Below are 26,599 nucleotides of genomic sequence, written 5' to 3' on the forward strand. Positions count from 1 at the left end.
GCATTTGATGTGGGGAATCATCGGATTCAGGGGTGCCCCCGACGGTCAGTCCCGGTGCAGACGCCAGAGCGGGGACACCGGCCCGTGGCCCGCGCCGAGATCGTAGGAGGCGGCGAGGCAGCGGTAGGTCCAGTCCTTGGCGAACTCCACCGCCTCGGGTACCGAGTAATCGTTGGCCAGCGCGCACGCGATCGCCGCGGCCAGGGTGTCCCCACCGCCGTGGTCGTTGGTGGTGCTGATTCGGGGCGCGGTGAACTCCAGGAACTTCTCGCCGTCGAAAAGCAGGTCGGTGCTGTACTCCGAGGACCGAAGATGCCCGCCCTTCACGATCGCCCACTGCGGGCCGAGTTTGTGCAGTGCCTGCGCGGCCAGGCGGGCCGAGGCGTCGTCGGTGACGTCGATGCCGGTGATCAGCCTGACCTCGTCGAGGTTCGGCGTCACCACCGTCGCCAGCGGGAACAGCGTGTGCCGCACCGCATCGAGGGCTTCCTCGTGCAGCAGCGGGTCGCCGTGCATGGAGGCGGCGACCGGATCGACGACCAGCGGAATCCGCCCCTTACGGCCGATGCCGACCTCCTGGCAGACCTCCGCAACGGCCTCGATGATGGCGGTCGAGGCGAGCATGCCGGTCTTGACCGCGCCGACGCCGATATCGGTCACCACGGCGCGCACCTGACCGGACACGATGTGCGGCGGGATCTCGTGGAAGTCGCTGACCCCCTTCGAGTTCTGCACGGTCACCGCCGCGACCGCCACGCAGGCGTGCACCCCGCACAGGGCCATGGTGCGCGTATCGGCTTGGATTCCGGCGCCTCCACCTGAGTCGGTCCCGGCAATGGTGAGCACCCGGACAGGAGTCTGCCCGTCGGGGGTCAATGGCAGCAGCTTCACGAGACAAACCCTACGACCGTCGGCCCGCGCCGCCACGCGCAACCGGCGACCCCGCTCGCCATTGGCAAATGAAAACCATTATCATTAACGAATGACGATGTCACCGCCCTCCGACCTGCTTCCCGTCACCGTGCTGTCCGGCTTCCTCGGTGCGGGCAAGACGACGCTGCTCAACCACATCCTCGCCAACCGGGAGGGCCGCCGGGTCGCGGTCATCGTCAATGACATGAGCGAGGTCAATATCGATGCCGCGCTCGTCGCGGGCCAGGGGTATCTCGACCGCACCGAGGAGAAGCTGGTCGAGCTGACCAACGGCTGCATCTGCTGCACGCTGCGCGAGGACCTCATCGAGGCGGTCGGCAAGCTCGCGCGGGAGGGGCGGTTCGATCAGCTGGTCATCGAGTCGACCGGTATCTCCGAGCCGATGCCGGTGGCGGCGACCTTCGACTGGGAGTTCGAGGACGGGTTCAAGCTCGGCGATATCGCGCGGCTCGACACCATGGTGACGGTGGTCGACGCGTCCACCTTCCTGACCGAGGTGGCGCGCGGGGAGGCGCTGGCCGAGCGGAATCTGCAAGCGGGCGAAGGGGATACGCGCACCATCGCCGACTTGCTTGTCGATCAGGTGGAATTCGCCGACGTGCTGCTGGTGAACAAGACCGATCTGGTTGGCGCGGCGGCCGCCGGTGCGGTGGAAGCGACGGTGCGCAAGCTCAATCCGCGTGCTCACGTATTGCGCACGACCAATGGCGTTGTCGAACTGGCCGACGTGCTCGGTACCGGTCGCTACAACCCGGTGGTCGCCGCCGAGGCCGAGGGCTGGGACGAGGAACTCGCGGGTGGGCACACACCGGAGACCGAGGAGTACGGCATTCGCAGCCTCACCTACACCGCCGACCGCCCGTTCCATCCGCAGCGACTGTCCGAGGCGCTCGGCGAACTACGAGGGCTGTTGCGCAGCAAGGGTTTCTGCTGGATCGCCAGCCGTGCGACGTTGGCGGCCGTCTGGTCCCAGGCCGGGCCCAATCTCGTCTTCGAGCCCGCAGCGTGGTGGTCGGCGCTGGAAGTGCCTGCGGGACAAGAGATCGTCTTCATCGGCATCCAACTCGATCGGGACAAGGTGCGCGCATTACTCGATGCTGCCTTGCTCACCGACGCGGAGTTCGCGGCGGGCCCAGCGGAATGGGCCGACTATCCGGACCCGTTTCCGGCTTGGGGTGAATTGCACGAACATCCGTGATCGGTGGACGTCACGGGCGCTAATTCGATTCCGGCACAGGATTGATCGGCACGTGCGACGGCCCGCACCCGACGTGCGGGTGCGGGCCGTGCGCTCGGATCTCAGCTGATCTTGGCGAAGAACTGCCGGATGTCGCCGACCAGAAGTTCGGGCGCCTCGTGCGCGGCGAAGTGGCCAGCGGCGTCGTTCGGACCGCCGATCACCGAGCTGGCGTCGTAGGAGTTCCAGCTGACGATGTTGCTGTGGTCGCGTTCGGCGAACCGCCGGATCGACTGGAAGTCACCCTTGAACATGGCAAGCGCGGTCGGGGCGGTGGTCGGCCCGGTCGGGCGGTCGGTGCTGTGCGCTTCCTCGTAGTAGAACCGGACCGACGAGGACGCGGTGCCGGTCAGCCAGTAGAGGGCGACGTTGCCGATGACGAACTCCGCGTCCAGGCTCTCGCCGAAAAGCTGTGCGTTCCAGCCGAGTAGGCCGATCGGCGAGTCGGACAGCGCGTAGGCCAGCGTTTGCGGCTGCTGGCTGCACAGGATGTTGAAGGCCATCTTGTTGTCCTGGAACCACTTCAGGTGTGCCAGCGCTGCCAGGTCCTCCTGCGAGAGGTCGGCGAACTCGGCTGGATCGCCGGACGGGAACGAAAACAGCTGCGTCACATGGACACCCACCACCCGGTCCGGCGCAAGGCGGCCGATCTCCGGCGACACCATCGAGCCACCGTCGTTGCCGATCGCGCCGAAACGCTCGTAGCCGAGCCGATCCATCAGCTCGATCCAGGCCTTCGCGACGCGGCGCATGGTCCACCCGGTGCTGTGCGTCGGTCCGGAGAAGCCCATGCCGGGCAGTGCGGGAATCACCACGTGGAACGCGGGCTCCTCGGCCGACTCCGGCGCGGTCAGCGATTCGATGATGTCGAGGAACTCCAGCACCGAGCCGGGCCAGCCGTGAGTGAGCACCACCGGCAGCGCGTCCTCGCGGGCGGAGCGGATGTGCAGGAAGTAGATGTTCTCGCCGTCGATCTCGGTGGTGAACTGCGGGTAGGCGTTCAGCTTCGCCTCGAGCGCCCGCCAATCGAAGCTCTCCAGCCAGTACTGCGCGAGGCCACGCACCCGATCGCCGGGCACGCCGTAGGAGTCGCCGACGCCGGGCAGCTCGCTTGGCCACAGTGCGCGGCGCAGCCGGTCGGCCAGATCGTCGAGTTGCGCCTGCGGGACGTTGACCTGGAAGGGCTTGATGGTGCTCATCGCGATCTCCTTGTGAAACGGAATGCTTCGTTCTGTTTGAACCGTAACAGAACGGATCATTCCGTTTCAAGTGCTAATCTGAAGTCATGCCGAAACCACTCGATGCGCCAGCTCAGAAGGCCTTGCCCGGCCGGAAAGCGCAGGCGGCCCGCAACGACGGCCTCATCCTGGAAGCCGCGCGCGCCGTGTTCCTCGCCGATGCCACTGCCCCGATCGCCGCCGTCGCCGAACGGGCGGGGGTGGGGATCAGCGCGCTGTATCGCCGTTACCCGAGCAAAGAGGTACTGCTTCGCACCCTCTGCTACGAAGGGCTGCGCCGCTACAACGCGGAAGCCGATGCGGCGCTGGAGGATTCGGATGGCTGGCAGGGGTTGGTCGGATTCCTGGAGCGGGTCGTCGACGCCGACGTGCACTCGCTGACGGTGCACCTCGCCGGAACCTTCACCCCCGACGATTCGATCCTGCCCGACGTCACGCACTCGGCCGAGGCGAACGACGAGATCGTGCGCCGCGCGCAGGCCACCGGTCGGCTACGCCCCGGGGTCACCTCCGAAGACCTCGGCCTGATCCTGGAATCGTGCGCGGCCATCTCGATGCCCGATCCCACCCGCACCGCCCAGCTGCGCCGCCGCGTCCTCGCCATGCTGGTGGCCGGTCTTGCCGCGGACGGTGATCTGCCCGGCCCCCCGCCCAAGGCGGGTGAGTTCGCCTGGCGCTGGGAGCGGCGGCAGTGAGCCGTCGTGCGAATCCGCCCGCCTCGCGTGATCTGAGGTAGTCCGGCAGGCCCGGCGGTTTCAGGCGCGGCCGAATGCCAGCGCGACATTGTGGCCGCCGAAGCCGAACGAGTTGCTCAGGGCATAGTCGATGCGCTGCTTGCGCGGCACGCCGCTGACGATATCCAGATCGATCTCTGGATCACGGTTGTCGAGATTCAGTGTGGGCGGGACGATTTGGTCGCGCAGGGTCAGGAGGGTGACGAGTGATTCGAGCGCGCCTACCGCGCCGATCGAGTGGCCAAGTGCGGATTTCGGGGCGTAGACCGATGCGTCCGGTGCTACGGCGGCGATCGCGTTGGCCTCCGACGCGTCACCGATCGAGGTGGCGGTCGCGTGCGCGTTGATGTGATGAATGTCCGGAACCTGTAGCCCCGCAGTCTGTATCGCCTTGCGCATGGCCCGTGCCGCGCCGACGCCCGCCGGTTCCGATGCGACGATGTGATAGGCGTCGGAGGTGATGCCCGCGCCGAGCACCCTGCCGTGGATCTCGGCGCCGCGGGCCCGCGCGTGCCGCTCCGATTCGAGCACGAGCAGCGCGCCGGCCTCGCCGAAGACGAATCCGTCCCGGTCCCGATCGAACGGCCGTGACGCCCGCGCCGGTTCGTCGTTGCGGGTGCTCATCGCCCGCATCATCGCGAAACTCGCGATGGGCACCGCGTGGATGTGACCCTCGACGCCGCCGGTCACCACGACATCGGCCTCGCCGGTGCTGATCAGCCGCCAGGCCTGCGCGATCGCCTCGGATCCGGACGAGCACGCCGACACCGGCGCGAAAACGCCTGCCTTGGCACCGATTTCGAGCCCGACGGTGGCGGCCGGTCCGTTCGGCATCACCATCGGCACCGACATCGGCGATACCTTCCGGTAGCCACCGGCGCGCATCGCGTCGACCGCGTTGATCAGCGCGTCCCCGCCGCCGAGTCCGGTGCCGATGGCGACCGCGAGCCGCTCGCCGTCCATCTCGGGTGCGCCAGCCTGACGCCAGACCGCGCGGCCGAGCACAAGCGCCAACTGTTCGACATAGGACAGCCGCCGCTGCTCGACCCTGGTCAACCGCTCGCCGGGATGCGACTTCAGCTGCCCGCCGATGCGCACCGGCAGGTCGTACTCGGCGACGAACTCCGCGTCGAGCACGCCGATGCCGCTGTGCCCGAGCAGCAGCTCCGACCAGGTCGTATCCATGTCCTCGGCCAGCGATGTGGTGGCCGCGTAGCCGGTGACGACGACGGAATCCCGAGTTTCTGAAGCGATCGTTACAGTCATGATGTCATGGATACCTGTACCAATCGCTACAGTCAATTCATGGCCCGTCCCCTCGACCACGTCAAACGCGCCGAACTGCTCGCCGCCGTCGTGCGCTACATCGCCGACCACGGCCTCGCGGACCTATCCCTGCGCCCGCTCGCCGCCGAGCTCGGCACCAGCTCGCGCATGCTGATCTACTACTTCACCACCAAGGAAGAGCTGCTGGTCCAGGCGTTGGCAACGCAGCGGCCCGACCTCGCGGCACTGTTCTCGGAGGTCTCCGATGCCGCCGAGCTGCGCGCGCGGCTGTGGGAGTTCTGGCGGGCCAATACCTCCGGCGACGGTCGGACAAGCGTGCGGGTGATGCTGCAGGTCCTGGGTGCGGCTTGTGCCTCGCACAGCCCGTACACCGATTACGCCAAGACGGCCATCGCGACCTTCATCGACTCGCTCGTCGACGGCCTGCGTGGTTTGTCGTCGATCGATGATCCGGAACTCGTAGCGACACTGCTGGTTTCGGGTCTGCGTGGCATTCTGCAGGATCGCTTGATCACCGGTGATGTCGACCGCACCGACCGTGCCGCCCGCCTGTTGATCGACCAGGCCCTCCGGTAGTCGTTGTGCTGGGGCGAAGCGCTGAGCCGATGTGTGAAGAATCCGGCGGCGGCGCGGTTACTTGGTGTTTGCTGGAGAGCGGTGGATGCTGGGTCCGGGGCGAGCGAGGAGGCGGGATGGCTGCGAGCGGGCCTGGGACCGATGACGACGTATCGACGTTCGGTGGCGTGCGGTGGGTGATGCTCGCCGTGCTGTGCGCCAGCCTGTTGTTGGTGGCGATGGACGCCACGATTCTGAATGTCGCGCTGCCGTCGCTGATCGCCGATCTGCGGGTGGGTCAGCTCGAGCAACTGTGGATCATCGACGTTTACGGGCTTGTGCTCGGCGGTCTGTTGATCACCACCGGCGCGGTCGGTGACCGGGTCGGCCGAAAGCTGTTGTTCCTCATGGGTTTCGTGCTGTTCGGCGTTGCCTCGGTGGTGGCGGCGACCTCGCAGAGCGCAGGGCAGTTGATTGTCGGTCGGGTGCTGCTCGCCATCGGCGGCGCGATGGTGATGCCGTCGACATTGTCGCTGATCAGGAACATCTTCATCGATGTGCGGGAGCGCACCCTCGCCATCGGCATCTGGGCCGCCGTGGCGGGTGCGGGGGCGACCATCGGCCCGATCATCGGCGGTGTGGTTGTCGAGCAGTTCGGCTGGGCGTCGGCGTTCTGGTTGAACGTGCCGGTCGTCGTGCTCACCGTGGCAGTCGGGCGCTGGCTGCTGCCCGAATATCGTGCGCCGCAATCAGGTTCGCTCGACTGGCTGGCCGCCGGGTCGTCCATCGCCGGCATCGTCGGATTGGCATGGGGCATCAAGCATGTCGCCAAGGGCACGCCGCAACCGGTCGACTGGGTCATCCTGGTGGTCGGCGTGCTGCTGCTCGTCTGGTTCGGCCGCCGCCAACTCGCCGCCACCGATCCGCTGCTCGATGTGCGGTTGTTCCGCAACGGCGCGTTCTCCGCCGCGGCATTGGCCACGCTGCTCGCCATGCTCGCGATCGGTGCCGCGCTGTTCCTGATCTCGCTGTGGCTGCAATATGTACACGGCTACTCGCCGTCCGAGGCGGGCCTGCGCACCCTGCCGTCGGCATTGACCCTGCTGGTCGCGTCGCTGGCGACCCCGTGGTTGATGCAGCACATCGGCGTTCGTGCCGTGCTCGCCATCGGGCTCGGCGCGCTGGCCGTCGGCTTCCTCGGACTGGCCCTGAGTCCTGAACCGACCACGTATCCCGTTGTCGCACTGGTGCTCGCGTCCTTCGGCCTCGGCGACGGCCTGGCGATTACCGCGGCCGCCGCCGTCCTGGTTTCCGCCGTCCCGCCCGAACGGGCCGGGCAGGCCGGTGCCGTCTCGGAAACCAATTACGAACTCGGCATCGGGCTCGGCGTCGCCCTGCTCGGCAGCATCCACGGCCGCGTCTTCACCGACAATATGGTCGGCCTCCCGCTGAGCGGCGGAAACCTCGATGAGGCAAGGGAATCGATCGGCGGCGCCGTGGAAGTGGCTGGCCGCCTGGATGATGCGACCCGCGATCAAGTCCTCGACACCGCCCGCCACGCCTTCGACACAGCGCTGACCACCACCGCCTACGTGTCAACGGCGATCGTCACCACCGTTGCTGTCCTCGCAGTCTGGTTGGTCCCCAAGGGCTTCCGAGTTACCGGCACGCACTAACAGGATGGGGACCGCGATTCGCCGCAGTCATGTCGAACTGCGGTCAGTCGGTCGGTGGGTACGCGTGATCGAAGAGGCGGCGCATCAGGTCGGATAACTGGGCGCGCTCCTGCGAGTTCAGCGGGGCCAGGATGTCGTCGCCGACCTGGCGTGCGTCCTTGTCGAGTGCGGTCAGTGCGGCCCGACCGGTACGAGTGATCCGCACGGTCATCCGACGCCGGTCGGCGTCGTCACGCGCACGCTCGACCTGCCCCGCCGCGGCAAGCTCATCGACGACCTTGGCCACATCACTGGGATGAATGCCGAGACGCTCGGCCAGATCACGCTGCGCGTGCGCCCCGAAATCGGCGAGCGCCGCGAGTATCGCCATGTGCCACAGCCGAAGTCCACGCGCACCGAGCCGATCAGCGAACCGGCCACGCGCCACCTTGCCGACCCGCGACAACAGGTAGATATCCAGCCCGAGCAAGCTCGGCGGCAGTGCGTGTCCAGAGTCCATCGATCTATTGTAGGGCCAGACCTATAATAGGTAGGCACCTACTAAATGGAGGCCACTCGTGGACGCCCTACACCCAAGACTGCTCGTCACCCGCTTCGCCGAATGCTTCACCTTCTACGCCGCCGTCCTACCCGACCTGATCGGCGCCAACCTGATCAAGGGCACCCCCGCGGGCCCCTACGCCAACTGGGACGTCGACAACCAGGCCGTCCTAGTCCTTTTCGACCGCGCGGCCATGGCCGAAGTAGCGGGAACCACCGCCCTCCCACCACAACCCGCCCCGTCCCAAGACGCCGTCATGTTCGTCTGCCGCGTCAAAGACGTGGACGCAGCCCTGAACCTCTGCGTCCAACACGGCGCAACCACAGTGACCGCCCCAACCAACCGCGAACAATGGGGCCCCAACCTGCGCACCGCCCACCTCCGCGACCCCGACGGCACCCTCATCGAACTGCAGTCCTACTGACGGTTCTCGGTAGCGACGGGTTGTGCTGTCACCTGTGCGAAAGTGGGTAGGGTGACACAAGATTGGGAAGAGCGGGTAGCCGCGGCATGGGCCACGTTCGACGACTACGACGAGGCTCGGGCAGGTGAGTTTCGTGCGGTGATCGACGCGCTGGTCGCCGAGTTGCCGAGCGACAACCCACTCGGCCCCTTCGAGCAGGCTGGCGCGTGGGACTCAACGGGCCACTCCGACAAGGCAATTCCGCTCTACCGGGAGGCGTTGGCACTCGGGCTCGACGGTAGCCAGCGGCGGCAGGCCACGATCCAGCTGGCGAGTTCGCTACGGAACATCGGTCGAGCCGAGGAGGGCGTCAAGCTCCTGACCGACGAACTTGCCGCCCGCTCCGATGAATTGGACGATGCCGTACGCGCGTTCCTAGCGCTGTGCCTGTCTACCCTCGGCCGCGACCGCGAGGGTCTCGCGTTGGTACTCGGTGCCCTAGCCCCGCATCTGCCTCAGTACCAACGCTCCACGGCGAACTACGCCAGCCAGCTGGTCGAACCCGAGGTGTAAATGTCCATGTGAAGATCCAGTCGATGGTTGTCACCTGGTTCAGGGTGTAGTCGTCACACGGGCTTCTGCTCAACGACCCGGCGGAGCGGGCGCGTCGGCTGGCCAGGCGTTCAGGAAATCGGTGATCAGCGGGTTGGTGTCGGCCGTGCGGGTTGCCAGGACGATGCGGACCGGGTCGATGCCCTCGATGGGCACGGTGGTCAGGTCGGGGCGCAGGTGGGGGCGCCGGTCGCCGGTGGCCAGAATCAGCACCGTCCGCTGTTCGGCGACGAGGTCGAGTTTGTCCTCGAACGATTCGTAGTCGATCGGCGCGCTGCGTGCCGCAACCCCATCCGGGCGTGGCTCCATGCGGGCGAAGTCGTTCCACTGCGGGACCGCGTTCGGGCATTGCGGGAGAGCTTCGTCGCCGAGGTCGTCGACGGTCACCGACTCTTTTCCGGCCAGGCGATGGTCGGTGGGGACGACCAGGACCCGCGACTCGGTCCACAGCTCGGTGAGGCGCAGGCGGTCGGTGGGGAAGGGCAGCGGGGCGCGGGCGACCATCGCGTCAACGCGGCGGTCGGCGAGGGCATTGGCATCGTTCCACTCCAGGTGGCGAGTGCGGATGCGGGCCTTGGGGTTTCGATGCCGCAGCTGGCGTACGGCGTGCGTGATCACCAGGTCCTCGACATACCCGATGGTGAACTCGCGCGGGGTGGCGGCATCGCGGGCGGTGCGCTCGGCTTGATCGGCGGCTTGGAGCAGCGCCTGAGCCTGCGGCAGAAAAGCGCGACCGGCTTCGGTGAGCTGGCTGCCCTGCGGGGTGCGGTCGAACAGACGCACGCCCAGATGTTGCTCGAGGCGCTGGATTTGGCGGCTCAGGGACGGCTGCGCGACGTGCAGCACCGCGGCGGCGCGGCCGAAGTTGGCGTGCTCCGCGACGACCGTGAAGTAGCCGACAAGCCGCATATCGAGATCCGATCCGGGAACGCGCACGCTTCGAGCGTACCGACATGCGGTGCGTGCATGACGGGTTGCGGATCAGGTCTTGGACGCCGTCGCCGGCCCGGATTTGAATCGAGACATGGGAAAATACAACGGAAAGCGCGCTCTCGTCACCGGCGGCAGCAGCGGGATCGGCCTGTCGATCGCACGTCTGCTCGCCGCCGAGGGTGCTCGGGTGATGGTCACGGGGCGCACGGAAGCCGCGCTCGAAACGGCGAGTAAAGAGGGTCTGATCGCGCTTCGCAGCGACGCCACCTTACAGGCCGACATCGACGCCCTGGCGGGGCAGGTCGAGGAGACGTTCGGTCAACTGGACGCGGTGTTCCTGAATGCGGGCATCACCGACCATGCGTCGTTGGCGGCGACGACCGAGCAGATGTACGACGCCCTCTTCGCGACCAACACCAAAGGGCCCTTCTTCACCTTGCAGCGGCTACTTCCGCTGCTCGCCGAGGGCAGCGGCGTGGTGCTGACCACCTCGGTCTCGAACGAGCTAGGGATGTCGGACCACAGTGTCTACTCGGCGAGCAAGGCGGCCCTGCGGTCGATGGCGCGAAGTTGGGCGCGCGAACTGCTGCCGCGCGGCGTGCGTGTCAATGCGGTGAGCCCGGGGCCGATCGACACCGGCATTCTGTACAGGAGCCTACCCGCCGAGGTGGCGGATGAGATGTCGGCGGGTTTCGCCGCCCAGAATCCGATGCTGCGCATAGGAATTCCGGAGGAGGTCGCGCGCGCCGCCCTCTTCCTGGCCTTCGACGCGACCTACACCACCGGCGCCGAACTCGCGGTGGACGGTGGCGGCACCCAGTTGTAAGGCGGGACGGCGTACTACTGCCGTCCGCGGACAGCAGCGGCCCGTAAGCGATCAGCTCGTCCCGGCCTGGCCGGCGGCTCGAATTCTTCACTCTCGAACGTATGTTCGATACACTGTGGGTAGTGGTATCGGCCGAGAGCGAGGGGTCATGCGGGAGTCGTCCTCGGGGCTGTTGAAATTGCTGGTCAATGAGGTTGCGGTGCGGCACGGGTATGGGTGTGCGGAGTCGGACGGGGAGTTCGTGCTCGGCGGGCGGGGGGCCGGTCGGCTTGTTGTTCCGTGTACTCGGCTGGAGCGCCGGGTTGCCCGCGCGCCGCGGCAACTGTGGGCGACGCTTGTCGGCGATCGGCTGGATATGCAGATCGCCGACCTGGCCGCCGGTCATCTCGACCTGTCCCGACTGGAGTCCGTACGGACGTTGCTGCGCACCCGGCTGTGCTCGGCGCGGACGAAGGGGCTGATCAACGATGTGCGGCGATTGGTCGCGCCAGGCCTGCTGCAGCGGGTATTGATCGACTTCGGCGACGTCATGACGCCGGTGACCTACACCAGTGCGCAACGTTGGGGCGCAAAGGAATCCGACCTGTTCGGGATCGCCGAGCGCAACACCCGCGCGGATGGCGGGCTCGATCTGATGGCAGCGGAGATCGATGGCATGGACGATGTCGATATCCAAATGCTCTACGGTGCTTCAGATTTCGTCACCGCGCACGTGCGCTGGCTCGACGATTATCCGGTCGTCGGTCCCTGGGGTGCGCTGCTTGTCATCCCGGGTCACACCCACCTGCTCGTCCATCCGATCACCGGCCCAACTGTTTTCGCTGGCACCAGCCTGCTCGCCCAACTACTCGTCGCGGGCGAAGCCGAGTCGAGGCCGGTCAGCCGCGCGATCTACTGGTGGCGCAACCGAATCACCGTCGATATCGCCGCCACCATCCGCGGCAACGGCGACCGGATGGAAGTCGTCCCCGCCGACCACCTCGAGTCGCTGCTCGAGATCATGCGCAGGGACTGAAACGACCGGTTCCCGCACGCCAGGGGGTGCGGGAACCGGATACGTTGTCGGACAGTCGAAATCGAACTACGTGACGATCGGCAAGTACACCGCGTTACCACTGTCGACGAACTCGGCGGACTTCTCCGCCATCCCGGCCTCGATCGCCTCGACATCGGTGAGCTGGTTGCGCGCGGCGTACTCGCGGACGTCCGCGGAGATGCGCATCGAGCAGAACTTCGGGCCGCACATGGAGCAGAAGTGCGCGGTCTTGGCGGGCTCGGCGGGCAGCGTTTCGTCGTGGTACTCCCTGGCCGTGTCCGGATCCAGCGACAGCGCGAACTGGTCGCGCCAGCGGAATTCGAAACGCGCCTTGGACAATTCGTTGTCCCGGTCCTGCGCGTGCGGATGCCCCTTGGCCAGGTCGGCGGCGTGCGCGGCGATCTTGTAGGTGATCACGCCGACCTTGACGTCGTCCCGATTGGGCAGCCCGAGGTGTTCCTTCGGGGTGACGTAGCAGAGCATCGCGGTTCCGGCCTGCGCGATGATCGCCGCGCCGATGGCCGAGGTGATGTGGTCGTAGGCGGGCGCGATATCGGTGGCGAGCGGACCGAGGGTGTAGAACGGCGCCTCCTCGCACAGCTCCTCTTCGAGCCGGACGTTCTCCACGATCTTGTGCATCGGCACGTGCCCCGGGCCCTCGATCATCACCTGCACGCCAAGGGATTTCGCGATCTTCGTCAACTCGCCGAGGGTGCGCAGCTCGGCGAACTGCGCCTCGTCGTTGGCGTCGGCGATGGAACCGGGCCGAAGGCCGTCGCCGAGGGAGAACGTCACGTCGTACTTCGCCAGGATCTCGCACAGCTCCGCGAAGTTGGTGTACAGGAACGATTCCTGATGATGCGCCAAACACCAAGCGGCCATGATGGATCCGCCACGCGAGACGATGCCGGTGACCCGCTTGGCGGTCAACGGCACATAGCGCAGCAGCACGCCCGCGTGCACGGTCATGTAGTCCACGCCCTGCTCGCACTGCTCGATCACGGTGTCGCGGTAGATCTCCCAGGTGAGCTGGGTCGGATCGCCGTTCACCTTCTCCAGCGCCTGATAGATCGGCACGGTGCCGACCGGGACGGGGGAGTTGCGCAGGATCCACTCGCGGGTCTCGTGGATGTTCTTGCCGGTGGACAGGTCCATGATGGTGTCGGCACCCCAACGGGTGGCCCACACCATCTTCTCCACCTCCTCGGCGATCGAGGACGAGACGGCCGAGTTGCCGATGTTCGCGTTGATCTTCACCAGGAACTTCTTGCCGATAATGGTCGGCTCCAGCTCCGGATGCCTGTGGTTGGCGGGAATCACCGCGCGCCCGAGGGCGACCTCGTCGCGCACCAACTCCGGTGTCACCCCCTCGCGGGCGGCGATGAAACGCATCTCCGGCGTGATGATGCCCTGCCGCGCCCAGGCGAGCTGGGTCGGCGGCCCGTCGACCTCGGGCTTGGCCCAGGTATCACGCAATTTCGGTAGGCCCGACTCCAGATCGATCTGGGCTGTGTCGTCGGTGTACGGGCCCGAGGTGTCGTAGACGTCGAAATGCTCGCCGTTCGTCAGGTTGACCCGACGGACCGGAATGCGCAGTCCGTCCACCTCGGTGTAGTGCTTGACACTGCCTTCGATGGGTCCGGTGGTGACGGTATCGATGATCTCGGATCCGTCTTTGGACGTAGCAGTCGCCATGATGTTTCCTCCCTACGCCGGCATTACCCGGTCAGGTTCATACGGTCGACGGCCCTAGCCGTCCTCTCAGCCCGCTGGTGCGAGCCCCCGTTGGTGATGTGAAGTTTTCCGGCCCGACAGTACCCGGCTCCCCGGCGGATCGCCCCATGATCGGACGAGCTGGCTTGGCTAAGAAAGGGCCCTCGACCGAAGGTTTCCGGTCGAGGGCCAGGCACTGGCGCGGAACTAACGCTCGCGGGGGCCGATCGGGAACCCGAGTGCGCCGAAGGTGGCGTTCAGGTTGATCTCGATCTGCGTCAGCAGGGCGTTGTTATCGGCCAGCATGGACACCACATCGTCGGTGTGGCAGCCGACCTGATCGGGTGGGTTCGGTGCGAGCCGCGATTTCATCCAGTTGAGGGCGTCGGGCATGCCGAGCGTCGGCAGGGTCAGATGCTCGCTGAGATGATCGCGTTTGTAGCTGACGGACGCGCCGCCCGCACACCACCACTGGTCGAGCCGGTCATTGCTCCACACCGGCACCGCCTCGTCGAAGACGCCCTGGTAAAGGAAGATCGGCGCGGTGGGGATGTTGCGGCCGAGCACCGTCGAGTCGAAGACTTCCTTGACCTCGGGGACCTTGAGGAAGTCGGCAATCGGGATGGTGAACAGTCGTCCGTAGTCGACGAACATCTGACTGACCGCATTGCGCGGCAGGCATTGCTGCTCGGTCCGGTCCATCAGCGCCTGTCCCTCGGGCGTCAGGTACCGATCGGCCGCTTCCTTGAACTTCGGATAGGCCTTGCGCAAGGAGGAAATGCCGATGCCGACCAGCGAGGAGAACATCGACCCGTTGACGTGCAGCAACGACACCACATCCGAGGTCGGCGCGCCGAGGGCGACGCCCTTGACGTTCAGCTCGGGTGCGTAGCTCGGCTGCATCTCGGCCGCCCAGCCGGAGCTCATGCCGCCGCCGGAGAAACCCCACATCGCGACCGGGGTATTCGCGCCGTCCAGGCCGAGCGGCTGGAAACCTTCGGCGGCACGAATGCCGTCGAGGGTCATGTAGCCGGGTTCCTTCGGCACCGTGAGGTGACCGTCGAGACCCTCGTAGTCCGGCACCGAGATCGCCCAGCCCTGGCTGATCAGCGCCGCGATCCCGATCAGTTCGCTTTGCGAGTGGATGCCCTCGAGCCCGGCCAGGCCCGAACCCTGTTGCAGCACATACGACGGCGAGCAGTCGTTACTTGCGCTGTCGTAGTAGAACTGCAGCGAAACCAGCGGCCGGGACCGGTTCGGATCCGCGCCCGCGGGCAGGATGACCGTGGTGACGGCGACGGTGGGCTGTTCGTTGAGATCGGTGGTGCGGTAGAGCAACTGCCAGGAACGCACGTTCAACGGCAGCACGGTCAGCGCCGCAAGGTGCACCTCTCGCGAGCGGAGAATCGCGCCTTGCGCTTGGGCCTCGAAACCTTCGGGGGGTTGGTAGAACGAGTCATCATGCGGGAGCGGCATCGCGGCGGCCGGTGCGGGCGCGACCGCGCCGGACAGCAGCACGGTTGCCACGGCGATCGCCATCGTCACGAGCACCGCCACCCCGCGTATGCCGGGTATTCCGGTCCGCGGGCGGCCGGTCGGATCACCATTGATCACTGACACGTATGCGTCCTTCCTCATCAACGTGACAGAAATTACAACACGGGAACGTGTTATCAACAAGATCTCTTTCTAAACGTCATCAAGCTATGGTCGAGGTATGACCCGCAGCAAATCCGCCGCGCGGCCTGCCGAGGGGCCGGCTCGCCGCCGGATCCGTGGACTCGACGCCGAACAGCGCAGCGCACAGCGGCGCAATCAGCTGCTCGACGCGGCCACCGAACTGTTTGCCGAGCACAGCTATTCGGGGACATCGATCGAGCAGATCTGCCAGCGCGCCTATGTCGGAACCAAGGGGTTCTACGACCATTTCGAGAGCAAGGAAGCGTGCTATGTCGCGCTGCTCCAGCAGCTCACCGCGCAGATTCAGCAACGAGTGATCACCGGTTCCGTCGCTGCCGCCGAGCTGGCCTGGCCGGAGCGCGCCGCGCCGGTGATCCAGGCATTCGTGCATGCCATCGCCGACGACCCGCGCTTGGCCAAGGTGACTTTCGGTGAGGCGGGCGGTATTTCGCCGACGGTGGAGCGAATTCGCCGCAGCAACCGGCGCTGGGCCGGTGCCTTCCTCGACCGGGAATGGGCGGGCGAACCCGACGGTGACGCGGCCGTGCAACGCGGCAGGCTCGCGTTGGCGCTGGCCACCATCGGCGGCATGTTCGAACTCGTCGCGGACTGGCTGCACCATCACGACGACGGCGGCACCCCGGACGGGGTCGGCCTGCTCGTCGAGGATCTGACCCGGTTCATCACGGTGGTCTACACCGGCCGGAAAGATGTTGCGGGACAGTAGATTATAGATACGACGCGAGCCGGGTCGGTGATTATCGACCCGGCTCGCGTCGTGCTTGTTATCCGAGCGGGTTGGCGGGCCGGATGCGGCCCCTGACCTCGCCGAGGCCGATACGTCGCATGTCAGGACCCGGCGCGGACGCGGTGATGACCACCTCGTCGCCGTCCTCCAGGAAGGTGCGTTTCTGGCCGTTCACCAGGATGGGTTCGCTACCGCCCCAAGACATTTCGATGAACGACCCGCGCTGGTCTGGTTCCGGACCGGAGATGGTGCCGGAGGCGTACAGGTCGCCGGTGCGGGTCGCCGCGCCGTTCGCGGTGAGGTGGGCCAGCATCTGCGCGGGTGACCAGTACATGCGGGAGAAGGGCGGGTGCGAAACCACTTCGCCGTTCCAGGACACCGTCAGATCGATGTCGAGGCTCCACGGTTCCTTTTCCCGCAGGTAGGGCAGGGGTTCGGGGGACTGCTCGGGTGTCGGCACCCGCGCGGATTCCAGTGCGGCCAATGGCGTGACCCAGGGCGCGATCGATGTCGCGAAGGACTTGCCGAGGAAGGGGCCGAGTGGCTGGTACTCCCAGGCCTGGATGTCGCGGGCGGACCAGTCGTTGACCAGCGCGACACCGAAGACGCGCTCGGCGAACTCGCCGGTCTCGACGGGATCGCCGAGTTCGGAGCCGACCCCGACCAGGAAGCCGAGCTCGGCCTCGATGTCCAATCGCCGAGAAGGGCCGAAATCCGGTGTGCCCGCATCGGTTCGGCGCTGCCCGTTGGGGCGGATCACCTCGGTGCCCGACACCACGACGGTGCCTGCCCTGCCGTGGTATCCGACCGGCAGGTGCCGCCAATTGGGCAGCAGCGGTTCGCTGTCCGGCCGGAACAGGCGGCCGAGGTTCGTCGCGTGGTCGATGCTCGCGTAGAAGTCGACGTAGTCGCCGATCGGCACCGGCAGGCCGAGTCGCACCTCGGACAGCGCATATATTGCGGCACTGTCGATTTCGTTGTCGACCAGTTCGCGGACGCGGGCACGCACCTCGCGCCAGCGCCGCGGGCCCTGCGCCATCAGCGCGGCCAGGCTCGGTTCGGCGAACTCCGGATCGCCGAGCGCGGTCGCGAGATCGATGACCGTATCGCCCAATCGTGTTCCGACACGGTAGTTCTGGCCGTCCGGGGCGAACACGCCGTAGGGCAGGTTGTCTACCCCGAACAGGGAATCGTTGGCTACCTCGACACGAGTTTTCACGCTGGCCCCCGGCCCGACCAGGTCCACGCGTAGGCCGGGTCCTCGCAGGCGAGGGCGCCCTCGCCGAGTTCAAGCGGCCGGAAGGTGTCGACCATGACGGCGAGTTCGTCGAAGTAGTCGAGCCCGATGCTGCGCTCGTAGGCGCCGGGCTGCGGGCCGTGCGCGTAGCCGCCGGGGTGCACCGACACCGAGCCCTGCGCGATCCCGGATCCCTTGCGCGCCTCGTAGTTTCCGCCGCAGTAGAACATGATCTCGTCGGAGTCGACGTTGGAGTGGTAGTACGGCACCGGGACGGACAGCGGGTGATAGTCGACCTTGCGCGGCACGAAATTGCACACCACGAAGTTGATCCCCTCGAAGGCTTGATGGGCGGGCGGCGGCTGGTGAATGCGGCCGGTGATCGGCTCGAAGTCGCTGATATTGAAGGTGACCGGGTACAGGCAACCGTCCCAGCCGACCACGTCGAACGGGTGGGTTGCGTACACCAGCCGGGTGCCGACGACCTTGCCGCCCGGCCGGTGCTTGACGAGCACCTCGACGTCGGTGCCGGTCGCGGTCAGGATCTCGGCCGGTCCGTGCAGGTCGCGCTCGCAGTAGGGCGCGTGCTCGAGCAGTTGGCCGTACTTCGACAGGTACCGCTTCGGCGGGGCGATGTGGCTCGACGCCTCGATCACGTACGCGCGCAAGGGTTCCGGGCCCGTCGGCAGCCAGCGGTGCGTGGTCGCGCGTGGAATGAGTACCTGATCGCCTTGGCGCGCAGGCACCGGGCCGAAGACCGTTTCGAGCACGGCGGCACCGGATTCCACGTAGACCAGCTCGTCGCCGATCGCGTTGCGGTACAGCGGTGACGCGCCCTTGGCGACGACGTAGGAGATGCGCACATCGGCATTGCCGAGCACAAGACGCCGTCCGGTCACCACGTCGGTCCTGGCGGGAGTGTCGTCGGGGAACAGCTCGTGCAACCGCAGATGCCGGTGCCGCAGTGGATGATTCGGCGTAGTGGACTGATCGGGCAGCTCCCACACCGTCGAGTCGACGATCGCGGGCGGCAGCCCACGGTGGTACAGCAGCGAGGAATCTCCGGAGAACCCCTCCTCGCCCATCAGCTCCTCGTAATAGAGCTGTCCCTGCTCGTCTCGATGTTGCGTATGCCGTTTCTGCGGCACCGCTCCTACTTGTCGATAGAACGCCATGGCCGCACCTCCTTGCCTGGCTTGTGGCCTGGTTCAACTCATCACCATCGTAGTGATGGCCGCTCGGGTGACGTGGCGGAATCCACCCCCGACAGTGCGAATTCTGCCGGAACATCTGAGCATCAGGAGGCATTTCGCCTAGCTGTTCAGATCATTGCCGACTTTTTGTCCAACAGGCCGAGGCGGGACAGTCTCAAGCGTGGCGGAGCGCGCGGAATACCGCCGCGCCAACGAAAGCGCCGAGATCCTGTGGCGTCCACTCGCCTTCATCCGCGAGCAGGTTGCGCACCGCGCCTTCACCGGCCGACACCCACAGCTCCACCAGCACCGGCAGCTTCCGCTCGGCGTCCTCGGTGCCCCAGGCGCGCAGCGTCGGTCGCAGCAGCGCGCTGCAGCGTTCGATGGCGAGTGCGCGGCCGCGGCCGAACGAATCCGCAACGGCCGGATCGGGATTGCCGTAGAGCAGGCGCCAGGCGTCGGGCCTGGCGGCCGCCTTCTCCAGCAGCGCGCGGAAGCCCTCGATGAACACGGTCTCGCCCGCGTCGACGTCGCGGCGGCGCATCACCCCGAGCAGGTCGTCGACCAGATAGCTTTCCTCGCGCTGGATGAGGGCCTCGATCAGTTCGACGCGATCGCCGAAGCAGGCGTAGACGACCGGGCGGGTCACGTTCATCCGCTCGGCGATGGCGGCCATGGTGATCGCCGCGATGCCGTGCTCGACGGCGATCGCCAGCGCGGTATCGAGCACCTGCGGGCGGCGGCGCTCGGGGCCGAGGTGCGGCGCCCGCTGTCGCGGCCGCACGGCCGAATCGCTACCCATGGGCACCAACATAGCAGCGGAGGTTGCGCGGTTCTCGCTGGTCCAGCGCCCGTAGATCAACTTCCTACGATCGTGAATGTTAATGCTACAGTCGTGCATGAAGTCGGCTTGATCGTGCCGACTGTCCTTGTCGAGCGACCTGCCAGCAGGCGCGAGCGCGAAGCCACGGCCGAGGAGTCAGCCATGACCGAAACCCTGTTCAACCCGAAGACCTGCGAGTTCACCGAGTTCGACGCGGAGACCAGGCGACTGCTGCGCGCGACCATCGACTGGTTCGAAGCGCGCGGCAAGGCGGTGCTCAAGCAGGAGGATCGGGATCGGATCTGGTACGCCGAGTTCCTCGACTTCGTGAAGCGCGAGGGGGTCTTCGCGACCTTCCTCACACCGGCCGCCGAGGCCAACGGCGACCCGAACAAGCGCTGGGACACCGCCCGGATCGCGATGATGAGCAAGATCCTCGGCTTCTACTCCATGCAGTACTGGTACGTCTGGCAGGTCAGCATCCTCGGGCTCGGCCCGATCTGGCAGAGCGACAACGCGGCGGCCAAGCAGCGGGCCGCCGCGCTGCTTGACTCCGGCGAGATCTTCGCCTTCGGTCTGTCCGAGAAGGACCACGGCGCCGACGTCTACTCGACCGACATGATGGTCGAGCCGCAGCCAGGCGGCGGGTATCGGGCCACCGGCGGCAAGCACTACATCGGCAACGGCAACCAGGCGGCGCTGGTCTCGGTGTTCGGGCGGCGCTCGGACAAGCCGATCATCGACAGCTCCAAGGCACTGGAAAGTAAACCGACACAGCAGGATTACGAGGGCTACCTGTTCTTCGTCGCGGACAGCAAGCACGAGAACTACCACCTGCGCGGCAATGTGGTCGACAGCCAGATGTACGTGGCCGCCTTCGATCTCGACGGATATCCGGTCGCTGAGGAAGACATCCTGCACCGCGGTGAGGCGGCCTTCCACGCGGCGATGAACACCGTCAACGTCGGCAAGTTCAACCTCGGCTTCGGTGCCGTCGGCGCCTGCGAACACGCCTACTACGAGGCGATTACGCACGCGGAGAACCGAATCCTGTTCGGGCACAGGGTGACCGAGTTCCCGCAGGTGCAGTCGCTGATGACCGACTGCTACGCGCGGCTGATGGCGATGAAGCTCTACAGCGAGCGGGCCATCGACTACATGCGTTCGGCCTCCCCGCAAGACCGGCGCTACCTGTTGTTCAACGCGATCGAGAAGATGACCGTCACCCGGCAGGGGCAGCGGATCATCGAGGACCTCGCCGACGTGATCGCCGCGCGCGGCTTCGAGAAGGACATGTACTTCCCGATGGCGATGCTCGGCCTGTTCGGGCTGCCTCGGCTCGAGGGCACGGTGCACGTGAACATGGCGCTGTCGCTGAAGTTCATGGCCAACTACATGTTCCATCCCGCCGACGCGGGCCTTGCCGCACTTCGCTTCCTGCCCGGCGCGGGTTCCGCGCCGAAGAGCACGGTGCGCGCCGTCTCCGGTGCGCTGAGCTGGTCGAGTCGTCGGCTCGCGCCGCGCGCCGGTGCCGCGGTGCCGAAGCTGCGCGCCGAACTCGCCGGTGCCGCATACGCTCCCGTGCCGACCCGGCGGGACGCGGCCGACGATGAGTTCCTGTTCCGGCAGGGCCCGAGCAGCGGCCTCGGCCGCATCCGCTTCAGCGACTGGCGCCCCGTCTTCGAAAAGTTCACCCACATACCGAATGTCGCGCTATTCCTGGAACAGGCCCTCGCCTTCCAAACCCTGCTCGCCGCCGCACCCCCCACCGCGGCCCAGCAACGCGACGTCGACTTCCTCTTCGCCCTCGGCGAACTCTTCACCGCCCTCCCCTACGCCCAGCTAATCCTCGAACAAGCCGAAATCGAAGCAACCAACCCCGCCCTCCTCGACCAGATCTTCGACAACTTCGTCCGCGAATTCGCCAAAAACGCCCTGACCCTGCACACCAAACCCGCCGCAACCAAACCCCAGCAAACCCGAGCCCTAGACCTCATCCGCCGCCCCATCCCCGACCGCGCCCGCTTCGAACAGGTCCTCACCCAAGCCAGGTCACTGGCCGGGACCTACGAGATGAACCCGTAGGGAGCCGGGTTACCGTCATCTGCGCAACAGCGGCGAACGAAAGCCTGCCGAATAGTCGGACGGCGTCAGTACGGTCGTGTCATGGCAGTCCGAGAGCCCTGATGAGCATCGAAGAGTTCGAGGAACTCGCTCAGGCAGCCCACCGCATCGCGGAGGGGTTGCGGCTGGAGTTCGTCGAGGGGACATTGAGTGCCAAGCCCCCGCCGAATGGGAACCATAGCTGCGTCGTCGCGTGGTTGATCCGCCTGTGCCTACTGGAACGGCCGGAGTTGTGGTTGTCGTCCGTCCAGGGACTTGTCGTCGGTGACGATCGAACTGGACGGGCGCGGCCGGACGGCGTGCTGGCTGACGCCGAAGCTTTTGTAGGTCAAGGCAAATGGGCGAATTCAGATCCGGTACTCATGGTTGTCGAAGTCACCTCGCACGACGAGGCCACCGACCTGCGGTGCCGAACAGAGAAGCCCCGGTCCTACGCCGCAACGGGCATTCCTATCTACCTGCTGATCGACCGAGATGCCCGTGTGGTCGCTGTGTACAGCTGTCCAAGCCTAGGTCGGTATCAGCAGGTCGTGACGGTACCGTTCGGTGTCGCGGCGCTGCTCCCCGAGCCGGTCGGTATCACTCTCGATACCAAGCCGCTCGAGCAGTGGGCGTCGTGACCCTCGCCGCTGGTCAGTCGGTGAATTCGGCTATTACCGGGGCGTGGTCGCTGGCGCCCTTGCCTTTTCGTTCCTCGCGGTCGACGACGGCGTCGGTTGCGGTGGTGGCGAGGGTGGGGGAGGCGAGGATGAAATCGATGCGCATGCCCTCTTTGCGGGGGAAGCGGAGTTGGGTGTAGTCCCAGTAGGTGTAGATGCCGGGGCCGGGGGCGAAGGGGCGCATGACGTCGGTGAAGCCGGTGTCGAGGAAGGATTGGAAGGCGTCGCGTTCGGGCTGGGAGGTGTGGGTTTTGTTGGCGAAGAACTCGGGGGACCAGACGTCGTCGTCGGTGGGGGCGATGTTCCAGTCGCCGACGAGGGCGATTTTCGCCGCCGGGTCTTCGGCGAGCCAGCGGGCGCCGTTTTCCCTAAGGGCGGCAAGCCATTCCAGCTTGTAGGTGTAGTGCGGGTCGTCGAGGGCGCGACCGTTGGGGACGTACAGGCTCCAGACCCGGACACCGCCGCAGGTGGCGCCGAGCGCGCGCGACTCGACGACCGGTGCGCTGATCAGCGACTCACCGGCCTCCTTGTCGAAGCCGGGCTGGTTCGGGAAGGCGGGCTCGACGTCGGTCAGGCCGACCCTGGACACGATGGCGACACCGTTCCACTGGTTGATCCCGAGGTGGGCGACCTCGTAGCCGAGTTCGTCGAAACGCTCGAACGGGAACTGGTCGTCGCGGCACTTCGTCTCTTGGATGGCGAGCACGTCGATGTCCTGGCGGTCCAGAAACTCGGCCACCCGGTCGAGCCGGGAGCGGATCGAATTGACGTTCCAGGTGGCGAGGCGCACAGCGGCCTTCCTTCGTAGGGGTATGAGTCCGTTTTACCGGAGGCCGGCGGACCTGTGTGGGTGGTTCGTCGGGGACGCGTACCGGTACATGTGGTGTTCGACGAAACCCAGCTCGCGATACAGCGCGAGGGCGCCACTGTTTCCGGCCTCGACCTGAAGATACGCGTGCGTCGCGCCGCGACCGTTGCCCCACCGGATCAGCTCGGCGCACACCAGCGAACCGAGACCTTTCCTGCGGTGTTCCGCGCCCACCGCCACGCAGGTGAGACCGACCCATCGGCGCCCGTCCGGCGCGGTGGTGACCGCCCCGCGCCCGATCGCGATCGGCGTCGGCACACCGAGCGAGGCGAACCCGAGCTCGCCGTCGCGCACGGCGGTCAGCACCTCGACGTCCGGTTCCGCCGTTGAAAGTCGCTGCTGCGTCGGTATTTCGCCCTCGAAGCGGTGCAGCTCCAGCCAGGCGTCGTCGGGCGCGGCGACGACGCGCACCATCGAAGGCCCCTGCGGGAGCACGAAATTCTCGATATCGATGGCCAACATGACGGTCTCGCGCCAACTGTCCCAGCCCGGCGGGATAGCGGCGAGGCGATCGGGCATCGCGAAGAGCAGCGGCAAGCCGTGCGCGGTGTACCACTCGCCGATGCGCTGGATCGTCTCGGCCGTCACCGCCGCTGGCCCGTCTGTACTGCCAAGCGGCACAGCGGAATTGGCGCGTCCGGTGTACCCGTGCCCGGCGCGCGCCAGCCACCCGTCGATCCAGGTGTGCTCGATGCCTGGCCAGGCGTCCGCCGCCGCGGCTTCCAGCGACCTGATCTCGCGAGTGCGAATCGGCCTCGGCCCCACCGCTTTCAGCGCGACCACTCGATCCGGCGTCACCGAAACGACTTGCCCGTCGGCCCCGCGTACGGTCGGCGGATCCAGCGAGATCAGTTCGCCGATCACATCGGTGAGTGGTTGTGGATAACCGGCGGGCAGCCGATAACGCAAGACCACACGACGGCCGAGCGGGATCTGCCCGGCGGTGCTGTCTCCGTTAGTCGTCATGACCGAACGGATCCGCGACGGTACCGGGGATCCAGCTGAGTCCCGGTGTGCCCCAACCGTTTCGCTTGATCGCCTTCTTCGCCGCGCGGGCATTGCGCCCGATCAGCACGTCGACGTAGAGGAAGCCGTCCAGGTGCCCGACCTCGTGCTGCAGCATGCGGGCGAAGAAATCCTTGCCCTCGATCTCGACCGGCTCGCCGTGCTCGTCGGTGCCGGTGACCTTCGCCCATTCGGCACGACCGGTCGGGTACTGCTCGCCGGGCACCGAGAGGCAGCCCTCTTCGTCGTCGTCCGGGTCCGGCATGGTCTCCGGGATGGCCGAGGTCTCCAGCACCGGGTTGATCACCGCGCCGCGGCGTCGGGTCGCGGTGCCGTCGGGCGTGACATCGGGGCAGTCGTAGACGAACAGCCGCAGCGGCACGCCAACCTGGTTCGCCGCGAGACCGACACCGTGCGCGGCGTCGAGCGTGTCGTACATATCCGCGATCAGCTCGGCCAGTTCCTCCGGTGAATGGGTGACCCGTTCGGTCGGGTTGTGCAGAACCGGGTCGCCGACGATCACGATCGGGAGGATAGCCATGGGACCAATTATTGCCGCGCCGCCCGGTCACCGACCGTTCGGGGGCGGCAACCTTCCCGCGACACGCCTACCTGCGGGTAGTGAACACGCCGCGCCGTACACCTGGCGATCCCACGCTCTCGTGGTTGAATGATCCGCGACGTACAAGCACCATTTTTCGTCTGGTGGTAACTCGGCGAGGGAGCAAGATGGACGGCGCAGCGGCACGGAATCTTTCCGCGATCCAGGGCGACCCTTCCGCGAGCGACGATGTCACGGCAGCGGAATCGACCGGCGACGGCGACGGTCTGAGCCGTCGCGAACACGACATCCTGGCCTTCGAGCGCCAGTGGTGGAAGTACGCGGGGGCCAAGGAAGAAGCCATCCGAGAGCTGTTCGGCATGTCGCCGACCCGGTACTACCAGGTGCTCAACGCCGTGGTCGACCGGCAGGAGGCGCTCGCCGCCGACCCCATGCTCGTCAAGCGGCTGCGCAGGCTGCGGGCGAGCAGGCAAAAGGCCAGGGCCGCGCGACGGCTCGGATTCCAGGTATGACCGGGCTAGGCTCGACTAGGTGAGCTACCCGAATCCCACCTCCGGTGGGCCGCCATTGCGAGCGTTGGCGATGGTGTTGATCGCACTGGCCATCGTGTTCGGTGGCCTGGGTGCGATGTCGCTGTCCAAGTCCGATGCCGACAGCTCAGGATCCGGACCGTCCGAGTCGGCGACCTCGAGCACCTCGAACCCGGTACCGCAGGTGCCAGCGGGCAGCACGGCTCCGAAGACGCCGGACGCCGCGTCCTCCCCGGCCGCCGTGCCGTCCTCGTCGACCACCACAACGTCGGCCACCACGACGTCGACCACCACCCCGGCCGCGACCACCACCGGCTCGGCCGCCGCCAAGTCCGTTCCGGTGCGCGTGCTGAACAACAGCATGGTCGCCGGCCTCGCCGGAAAGACCGCGGGCGAACTCACCGCCGAAGGCTGGAATGTCGTCGAGACCGGCAACTACCCCGGCGCCAATATCCCGAAAACGACCGCGTACTACGGCAATTCGCCGGGCGACCGGGAAGCGGGCCAGGCCATCGCCCAACAGCTCGGCATCACCGCGGAACCGAAGTCGAGTGGATTGGGCGAGTCTTCGCCCGGTGTAACCGTCATCGTGACGGGTAACTGACAACTGGCGACCCGCGAGCGACAACTGGCGACCTGCCGCTGAACGGGGCTGTCACGGCGCGACACGGCGGACGTGGCATCATCTTGTCCGGTAACGAACCTGTCCACCGAGCTCTACTCGTAAACTTTCGGTACTCGTAAAGGAGTTCCCCGATGGCCCCGTCCACAACTCGTCGCCCGTCCTGGCGGACTGTGACCCCGGTGCTCGCGGTCGCGGTCCTCGGCCTCGCAGGCTGCTCCAACAGCCAGGAATCGAGTGATGTCAAGGGAACGACCCCGCCGGTATGGAGCGGTTCGGCCGCCCCGGCGTCGAGCGACTCCGGCAAGGAAACCGGCACCGCCGAGGCGAACACGGGTGTGAAGGTCGACCTGAAGGACGCCGCCGGCGCCTCGGTCGCCACCGCGAACATCGTCAAGGACGGCAACCACCTGCAGTTCACCATCGAGGCGCACGGCCTTCGGCCCGGCTTCCACGGCCTGCACGTGCACTCGATCGGCAAGTGCGAAGCCAACTCGGTCGCGCCGACCGGCGGCCCGTCCGGCGACTTCCTTTCCGCCGGTGGACATCTGCAGGTCGGTAGCGCCAACACGCACCCGGCCAGCGGCGACCTCACCTCGCTCGAGGTGCGCTCGGACGGCACGGCCAAGCTGGTCACCACCACCGACGCGGTGACGCTCGACGACCTGAAGAACAAGGCGCTGATGATCCACGCCGATGCCGACAACTTCGGCAACATCCCGAACCGGTACCTCCGAGCCGACGGCGTTGCCGGCCCGGATGATACGACGCTAGCGACAGGCGACGCGGGCGGCCGCGTTGCCTGCGGTGTGATCCAGTAGCGC

27 protein-coding genes and 1 riboswitch are annotated in these 26,599 nt (G+C 66.7%); of the genes, 14 read left to right on the plus strand and 13 right to left on the minus strand.

Translation table 11 applies throughout. The annotated features are described in order from the left end of the window. Nucleotides 1-45 precede the first annotated feature (45 nt). The gene (gene thiD / locus OG203_RS27925) at nt 46-891 is read right to left on the minus strand and encodes a bifunctional hydroxymethylpyrimidine kinase/phosphomethylpyrimidine kinase (RefSeq protein ID WP_405160232.1); all 846 of its coding nucleotides are present in this window, start codon (nt 889-891) and stop codon (nt 46-48) included. A 91-nt stretch (nt 892-982) separates the two neighbouring features. Between thiD and OG203_RS27930 the strand changes: the two genes are divergently transcribed. Beyond that, entirely contained in the window at nt 983-2,131 is a 1,149-nt protein-coding gene (locus tag OG203_RS27930; RefSeq protein WP_405160233.1) for a GTP-binding protein, read from the plus strand. Nucleotides 2,132-2,232: 101 nt separating this feature from the next. Here the strand turns inward: OG203_RS27930 and OG203_RS27935 are convergent, their stop codons facing one another. Continuing rightward, nucleotides 2,233-3,369, minus strand: a complete 1,137-nt coding sequence (locus OG203_RS27935; RefSeq protein ID WP_405160234.1) for an epoxide hydrolase family protein — start codon at nt 3,367-3,369, stop codon at nt 2,233-2,235. A gap of 86 nt (nt 3,370-3,455) precedes the next feature. Here OG203_RS27935 and OG203_RS27940 point away from each other — a divergent pair, with 86 nt between their 5' ends. Continuing rightward, on the plus strand, nt 3,456-4,103 hold the full coding sequence (locus OG203_RS27940; protein WP_405160235.1) for a TetR/AcrR family transcriptional regulator: 648 nt from the start codon (nt 3,456-3,458) through the stop codon (nt 4,101-4,103). A gap of 60 nt (nt 4,104-4,163) precedes the next feature. Here the strand turns inward: OG203_RS27940 and OG203_RS27945 are convergent, their stop codons facing one another. Continuing rightward, entirely contained in the window at nt 4,164-5,408 is a 1,245-nt protein-coding gene (locus tag OG203_RS27945; protein ID WP_405160236.1) for a KasA/KasB family beta-ketoacyl-ACP synthase, read from the minus strand. Between the two features lie 39 nt (nt 5,409-5,447). On the opposite strand from OG203_RS27945, the gene OG203_RS27950 reads away from it, so the two are divergent. Together OG203_RS27950 and OG203_RS27955 are read left to right on the plus strand one after the other, a co-directional pair. Continuing rightward, nucleotides 5,448-6,005, plus strand: a complete 558-nt coding sequence (locus OG203_RS27950; protein WP_405160237.1) for a TetR/AcrR family transcriptional regulator — start codon at nt 5,448-5,450, stop codon at nt 6,003-6,005. Between the two features lie 116 nt (nt 6,006-6,121). Further along, nucleotides 6,122-7,660 carry an MFS transporter gene (locus OG203_RS27955; protein ID WP_405160238.1) on the plus strand — a complete coding sequence of 513 codons (1,539 nt, stop codon included), beginning with the start codon at nt 6,122-6,124 and terminating at the stop codon, nt 7,658-7,660. 43 nt (nt 7,661-7,703) lie between these two features. Here the strand turns inward: OG203_RS27955 and OG203_RS27960 are convergent, their stop codons facing one another. After that, a complete protein-coding gene (locus OG203_RS27960) occupies nt 7,704-8,159 on the minus strand; it encodes a MarR family winged helix-turn-helix transcriptional regulator (RefSeq protein WP_405160239.1) in 456 nt (151 codons plus the stop codon). Between the two features lie 58 nt (nt 8,160-8,217). Between OG203_RS27960 and OG203_RS27965 the strand changes: the two genes are divergently transcribed. After that, a complete protein-coding gene (locus OG203_RS27965) occupies nt 8,218-8,625 on the plus strand; it encodes a VOC family protein (RefSeq protein WP_405160240.1) in 408 nt (135 codons plus the stop codon). 51 nt (nt 8,626-8,676) lie between these two features. Beyond that, complete coding sequence (locus tag OG203_RS27970) at nt 8,677-9,177, plus strand: tetratricopeptide repeat protein (RefSeq protein WP_405160241.1); 501 nt, start codon at nt 8,677-8,679, stop codon at nt 9,175-9,177. Between the two features lie 69 nt (nt 9,178-9,246). On the opposite strand, the gene OG203_RS27975 is transcribed toward OG203_RS27970, so the two are convergent. Beyond that, nucleotides 9,247-10,125 (minus strand): LysR family transcriptional regulator, encoded by an 879-nt coding sequence (locus OG203_RS27975; RefSeq protein WP_405168027.1) that lies wholly within the window; start codon nt 10,123-10,125, stop codon nt 9,247-9,249. A gap of 79 nt (nt 10,126-10,204) precedes the next feature. On the opposite strand from OG203_RS27975, the gene OG203_RS27980 reads away from it, so the two are divergent. Both OG203_RS27980 and OG203_RS27985 read left to right on the plus strand, forming a co-directional pair. Then, entirely contained in the window at nt 10,205-10,975 is a 771-nt protein-coding gene (locus OG203_RS27980; RefSeq protein ID WP_405160242.1) for an SDR family oxidoreductase, read from the plus strand. Between the two features lie 148 nt (nt 10,976-11,123). After that, nucleotides 11,124-11,990, plus strand: coding sequence for a hypothetical protein (locus tag OG203_RS27985; RefSeq protein ID WP_405160243.1), 867 nt, complete (start codon nt 11,124-11,126; stop codon nt 11,988-11,990). Nucleotides 11,991-12,056: 66 nt separating this feature from the next. Here OG203_RS27985 and thiC read toward each other — a convergent pair whose 3' ends face one another. Together thiC and OG203_RS27995 are read right to left on the minus strand one after the other, a co-directional pair. Next, nucleotides 12,057-13,706: a phosphomethylpyrimidine synthase ThiC gene (gene thiC, locus OG203_RS27990; RefSeq protein ID WP_405160244.1), complete on the minus strand. Its 1,650-nt coding sequence runs from the start codon at nt 13,704-13,706 to the stop codon at nt 12,057-12,059. Continuing rightward, nucleotides 13,700-13,807, minus strand: a riboswitch (TPP riboswitch). Its footprint overlaps the gene before it by 7 nt. Nucleotides 13,808-13,931: 124 nt before the next feature. Then, on the minus strand, nt 13,932-15,344 hold the full coding sequence (locus OG203_RS27995; RefSeq protein WP_405160245.1) for a lipase family protein: 1,413 nt from the start codon (nt 15,342-15,344) through the stop codon (nt 13,932-13,934). A 97-nt stretch (nt 15,345-15,441) separates the two neighbouring features. On the opposite strand from OG203_RS27995, the gene OG203_RS28000 reads away from it, so the two are divergent. Continuing rightward, on the plus strand, nt 15,442-16,131 hold the full coding sequence (locus OG203_RS28000; protein WP_405160246.1) for a TetR/AcrR family transcriptional regulator: 690 nt from the start codon (nt 15,442-15,444) through the stop codon (nt 16,129-16,131). 58 nt (nt 16,132-16,189) lie between these two features. On the opposite strand, the gene fahA is transcribed toward OG203_RS28000, so the two are convergent. The 3 genes from fahA to OG203_RS28015 form a co-directional block, all read right to left on the minus strand. Next, nucleotides 16,190-17,371, minus strand: coding sequence for a fumarylacetoacetase (fahA, locus tag OG203_RS28005; protein ID WP_405160247.1), 1,182 nt, complete (start codon nt 17,369-17,371; stop codon nt 16,190-16,192). Then, a complete protein-coding gene (locus tag OG203_RS28010; RefSeq protein WP_405160248.1) occupies nt 17,368-18,564 on the minus strand; it encodes a homogentisate 1,2-dioxygenase in 1,197 nt (398 codons plus the stop codon). Before OG203_RS28010 ends, fahA begins: the two co-directional genes overlap by 4 nt. Before the next feature lie 193 nt (nt 18,565-18,757). Then, nucleotides 18,758-19,384 (minus strand): TetR/AcrR family transcriptional regulator, encoded by a 627-nt coding sequence (locus OG203_RS28015; protein WP_405160249.1) that lies wholly within the window; start codon nt 19,382-19,384, stop codon nt 18,758-18,760. 183 nt (nt 19,385-19,567) lie between these two features. Here OG203_RS28015 and OG203_RS28020 point away from each other — a divergent pair, with 183 nt between their 5' ends. Both OG203_RS28020 and OG203_RS28025 read left to right on the plus strand, forming a co-directional pair. Next, a complete protein-coding gene (locus OG203_RS28020) occupies nt 19,568-21,490 on the plus strand; it encodes an acyl-CoA dehydrogenase family protein (protein ID WP_405160250.1) in 1,923 nt (640 codons plus the stop codon). 101 nt (nt 21,491-21,591) lie between these two features. Further along, nucleotides 21,592-22,149, plus strand: a complete 558-nt coding sequence (locus tag OG203_RS28025) for a Uma2 family endonuclease (RefSeq protein WP_405160251.1) — start codon at nt 21,592-21,594, stop codon at nt 22,147-22,149. Between the two features lie 13 nt (nt 22,150-22,162). Here OG203_RS28025 and OG203_RS28030 read toward each other — a convergent pair whose 3' ends face one another. From OG203_RS28030 to OG203_RS28040, 3 genes are read right to left on the minus strand one after another with little or no spacing between them, the layout of a single operon-like run. After that, a complete protein-coding gene (locus tag OG203_RS28030; protein WP_405160252.1) occupies nt 22,163-22,978 on the minus strand; it encodes an exodeoxyribonuclease III in 816 nt (271 codons plus the stop codon). Nucleotides 22,979-23,011: 33 nt separating this feature from the next. Further along, nucleotides 23,012-24,022 carry a GNAT family N-acetyltransferase gene (locus tag OG203_RS28035; protein WP_405160253.1) on the minus strand — a complete coding sequence of 337 codons (1,011 nt, stop codon included), beginning with the start codon at nt 24,020-24,022 and terminating at the stop codon, nt 23,012-23,014. After that, on the minus strand, nt 24,012-24,602 hold the full coding sequence (locus OG203_RS28040; protein WP_405160254.1) for a peptide deformylase: 591 nt from the start codon (nt 24,600-24,602) through the stop codon (nt 24,012-24,014). The genes OG203_RS28035 and OG203_RS28040 overlap by 11 nt, the downstream gene beginning before the upstream one ends. Before the next feature lie 188 nt (nt 24,603-24,790). Here OG203_RS28040 and OG203_RS28045 point away from each other — a divergent pair, with 188 nt between their 5' ends. From OG203_RS28045 to sodC, 3 genes are all read left to right on the plus strand, one after another. Further along, on the plus strand, nt 24,791-25,135 hold the full coding sequence (locus tag OG203_RS28045) for a DUF3263 domain-containing protein (RefSeq protein ID WP_150399990.1): 345 nt from the start codon (nt 24,791-24,793) through the stop codon (nt 25,133-25,135). Between the two features lie 19 nt (nt 25,136-25,154). Further along, nucleotides 25,155-25,757 (plus strand): LytR C-terminal domain-containing protein, encoded by a 603-nt coding sequence (locus OG203_RS28050; RefSeq protein ID WP_405160255.1) that lies wholly within the window; start codon nt 25,155-25,157, stop codon nt 25,755-25,757. Nucleotides 25,758-25,909: 152 nt separating this feature from the next. Next, entirely contained in the window at nt 25,910-26,596 is a 687-nt protein-coding gene (sodC, locus tag OG203_RS28055) for a superoxide dismutase[Cu-Zn] (RefSeq protein WP_405160256.1), read from the plus strand. Nucleotides 26,597-26,599 lie beyond the last annotated feature (3 nt).

Origin of the sequence: Nocardia sp. NBC_01499, from assembly GCF_045040275.1 — a bacterium.
GTDB lineage: Bacteria > Actinomycetota > Actinomycetes > Mycobacteriales > Mycobacteriaceae > Nocardia.